3 protein-coding genes are annotated in these 3,873 nt (G+C 52.4%); 2 read left to right on the forward strand and 1 reads right to left on the reverse strand.

Features of this window, described 5'->3' with window-relative positions; all coding sequences use genetic code 11:
- Positions 1–484, reverse strand: a 484-nt coding sequence (locus tag R3177_RS13680) for a hypothetical protein (protein ID WP_318971577.1), incomplete at its 3' end; no start/stop codon positions are given.
- Positions 485–647: 163 nt separating this feature from the next.
- On the opposite strand from R3177_RS13680, the gene R3177_RS13685 reads away from it, so the two are divergent.
- The gene (locus tag R3177_RS13685; protein ID WP_318971578.1) at positions 648–2,627 is read left to right on the forward strand and encodes an alpha-amylase family protein; all 1,980 of its coding nucleotides are present in this window, start codon (positions 648–650) and stop codon (positions 2,625–2,627) included.
- 2 nt (positions 2,628–2,629) lie between these two features.
- Positions 2,630–3,873, forward strand: a 1,244-nt coding sequence (locus R3177_RS13690) for a TIM-barrel domain-containing protein (RefSeq protein ID WP_318971579.1), incomplete at its 3' end; no start/stop codon positions are given.

Genomic DNA, 3,873 nt, shown 5'->3' on the forward strand with positions numbered 1-3,873 from the left:
AAGGGCTGCTTACCGCTAACGCTGAGGAGCGGGTAAACTCCTGCCGGATCCCCTGATAGTTAGCCCAGGCCGCGTGACCAAATAAAATGGCTGCTGCAGCAGAGAATACTGCGCCAATCAGCCAGCCATTATCAGTGTTCTGACTCAGTAACATCAGCGCAATAAGGGCAATAATAGCAGTCAACGCGGCAGACCGGCTTGGCCATGTTAATTTAAACAGCTTTAGCAAGCCGGCATAAACAAAATAGAAGCCTGTTAATATTGCAGCATTTGAAGCAAACCATAAACCAAATGTCGGTGGCTCCGGTCGAAGGTAAATTAATGTTGTACCAGTGAAAATAAGCAGGTTTGCCAGTGCAAAGCGCCGACTGGCCAGCGGACAGATCCGCACCACCCAACTCATTACACACCAGGACAAGCAGCCGACAAAAGATAATAAGGCAATAAATAAAATTAACAGCCTGGTTTCTGTTGTTGCTTCCACTTGGTTTTCCTTTCGCCTGATTAGTTACTAAATTTAACACAAATTAGCCGGTTTTATTTGCGCTGTCAGCCCGCTTTGCATACGTATGCACCAAAAAAAGCCCGCCATTTATCGTTATTCTGGGGTAACTTACTGGGTTAACACAGTGCCAGGGTAAACCGCAATGACGACACAAGCTAACATTAAATCCAATACTTTTCGTGCCCGCATTCATCTTTTGCCAGCGGCTTTCGCTGCAGTCAGTCTTGTCGGTTGCGGCCAGCCGCCAACGGAGCAAACCGCAGCCCTCCCTGCCGCCGTCACTGAGTCTGGCACCCGGCCGACAGCTGAGTCTGCGGCCACTGAGCGTCAGGGCAAGCCGGTGGTGTATCAGGTATTTACCCGATTATTTGGTAACACGAACACCACGAATGTGCCCTGGGGCACGATAGAGCAAAATGGCGTTGGTAAATTTAACGACTTTACCGACGAGGCGTTAGCGGGCATTAAAGCTCTGGGTACCAGCCATATCTGGTATACCGGGGTGCCACACCATGCCGTGATTAATGACTACACCGCTTATGGCATAACCCTGGATGATCCTGATGTGGTGAAGGGGCGCGCCGGTTCGCCATACGCGGTAAAAGATTATTACAGTGTTAACCCCGATCTCGCAGTTGATCCGGCAAACCGGTTGGCAGAGTTTAAAGCCCTGATCGACCGAACCCACCGCCATGGTATGAAAGTGCTGATTGATATTGTACCGAACCATGTGGCACGTGATTACCAGTCACTGGCAAAACCGGAGGGGGTCAGCGATTTTGGCGCCGATGATGATAACAGCGTGGTATATCGGCGCGACAACAACTTTTACTATGTGCCGGGTAAGGCATTTCAGGTACCCAGCTGGCCCGATAATTATCAGGTGCTAGGGGGCGATCCTCATCCGCTGGCCGACGGTCAGTTTGCGGAAAACCCGGCCAAGTGGACCGGCAACGGCGCCCGGGCTGCGCAACCGGCATTTGATGACTGGTACGAGACGGTAAAAATTAATTATGGTGTGCGGCCTGATGGCAGTTACGATTTTGACCGGCTGCCAGCGGATTATGCCGAAAAAGACTGGCAGGCCCATTATCAGTTCTGGCAGGGTAAAAACGTACCGGATTCCTGGCTGAAATTTCGTGATATTACGCTGTACTGGCTTGATCTTGGGGTAGATGGCTTTCGTTACGATATGGCTGAGATGGTGCCGGTAGAGTTCTGGAGCTATTTGAACTCGCATATTAAGCAGACTAACCCGGATGCGTTTTTGCTGGCAGAGGTCTATCAGCCTCACTTATATCGCGACTATATTAAGCTGGGTTTAATGGACTATCTGTACGACAAGGTAGAATTTTACGACAGCTTAAAGCTGGTGATGCAAGGCAAAGGCCCAACCTCAGCCCTGGTGGCAACCCAGCAGCGGATGGCCGATATTGAACAGCATATGCTGCACTTTCTGGAAAACCATGATGAGCAGCGTATTGCCAGTCCGCAGTTTGCCGGCGATGCCCGCAAAGGCATGCCCGCGATGGTGGTATCGGCGCTAATCAGCAGCTCGCCGACCATGCTGTATTTTGGTCAGGATGTTGGTGAGCCGGGGGCAGAAGATGCCGGCTTTGGTAAGCCCAGTCGCACCAGTATTTTTGATTATATCGGCGTGCCGCATCATCAGCGCTGGATGAATGGCGGTAAATTCGATGGTGGTGCGCTTCGTGCCGACGAAGCAGCGCTGCGCAACTTTTACCTGCGCTTAATGCAGTTTAGTGCATCAGCGCCGGCGCTGAAGGGCAATTACTTCGAGCTGCATACCGCTAACCTTGCCAATAACACCGCTTATGGCGAGCAGCAACTGGCGTTTGCCCGCTACACAGCAACCAGCGAGGCAGCTGGCCAGCAGTTGCTTGTGGTCAGTAATTTTAACCCGGAGCAACGCAGCGAATTTGAACTGATATTGCCCGAAGCGCTGATGAGGCAATGGCAACTGGTTGATGGACGTTATCGCCTGGCCGGCCAGCTGGGGGAGCCGGCGGCCGAACTGCAGGTTACAAATGGAGTGGGTCGGGTTAATATTGCCCTGCCACCGCTGGGTTCAGTGGTATACGGTGTGCAGTATCAGGAGTAATTATGCGCTATTTGATGACACTAAGCCGCTTACTGGCGGCTTTCGGCTTGCTGGCCGCTTTTGGCCTGGCGGCGGCAGACTATCAGTCGCACCGCCAGCTGGGTAACCAGCTTCTGCTTACCACCAGTGAAGGTGAGCTGGCCATTACTTTCTTTCAGCCGCAGGTAGCCGAGGTGCATTATCAGCCTGCCGGCATCACACAACTTCCTTCGTTTGCAATTGGCACTATGCCGTCACCGCTGGTGTTAACAGTTGCCGATAATGGCGATCATTTGCTGTATCGCTCAGAACAGATGCGGATTAAAATTAACAAATCACCGCTGCAGCTGAGTTTCTATCAGGGAGAGCAACTGATCACTGAAGAGCACCCCGGCTTTTTCCGCGACAATGGCACACTGGGCTTCAAATTCCGCTTAACGGCCCAGGAGAAACTGTTTGGTGCCGGCCAGCGCGTACTGGGGATGGACCGGCGTGGCCACCGTCTGCCGCTGTATAATAAAGCGCATTATGGTTACAGCACCGAATCTGAACAAATGTACTTCAGTCTGGCCGGCGTGATGTCGAGCAACAAATATATGCTGTTGTTTGATAACTCGGCCAGTGGCCATATTGATTTAGGCAAAACCAAAGCTGATACCCTGGAGTTCAGCGCAGTGGGGGGGCGTAGTGCCTATATCGTGGTGGTGGGTGACAGTTTTCCTAAGCTGATTGATAACTACCTGACCGTAAGTGGCAAGCCGCCTTTGCCAGCCCGCTGGACCCTTGGCAGCTATGCCTCGCGTTTTGGCTACCGCACCGAGGCTGAAGCGCGGGCGGTGGTTAAAAAATACCGCGAACTGGGCCTGCCACTTGATGCCATCGTGCTGGATTTATACTGGTTTGGCCCTGATATTAAAGGCCATATGGGTAATCTGGCCTGGGATCGTCAGGCTTTTCCAGAGCCAGAAAAAATGCTGGCCGATTTTAAAGCCGATGGCGTTAACACCATTCTGGTTACCGAACCCTTTATTTTGACCAGCTCTCAGCGCTGGCAGGAAGCCGTTTCCGCCGGTATTCTGGCCAAAGCGACCGATGGCAGCCCGAAAACCTTTGATTTTTACTTTGGCAATACCGGCCTGATAGATGTGTTTAACCCGGTAGCAGCCGACTGGTTCTGGCAGATTTATAAAGATCTGGCCGAGCAGGGTGTCGCCGGTGTCTGGGGCGATTTAGGCGAGCCGGAAGTGCACCCGGCTGATACGCAGCA

The organism is Arsukibacterium sp., from assembly GCF_033722355.1.
GTDB lineage: Bacteria > Pseudomonadota > Gammaproteobacteria > Enterobacterales > Alteromonadaceae > Alishewanella.

What these genes read in the sequence shown, in the direction of transcription:
- R3177_RS13685 (WP_318971578.1), top strand. Translation starts at nt 648, where the DNA reads ATGACGACACAAGCTAACATTAAATCCAATACTTTTCGTGCCCGCATT.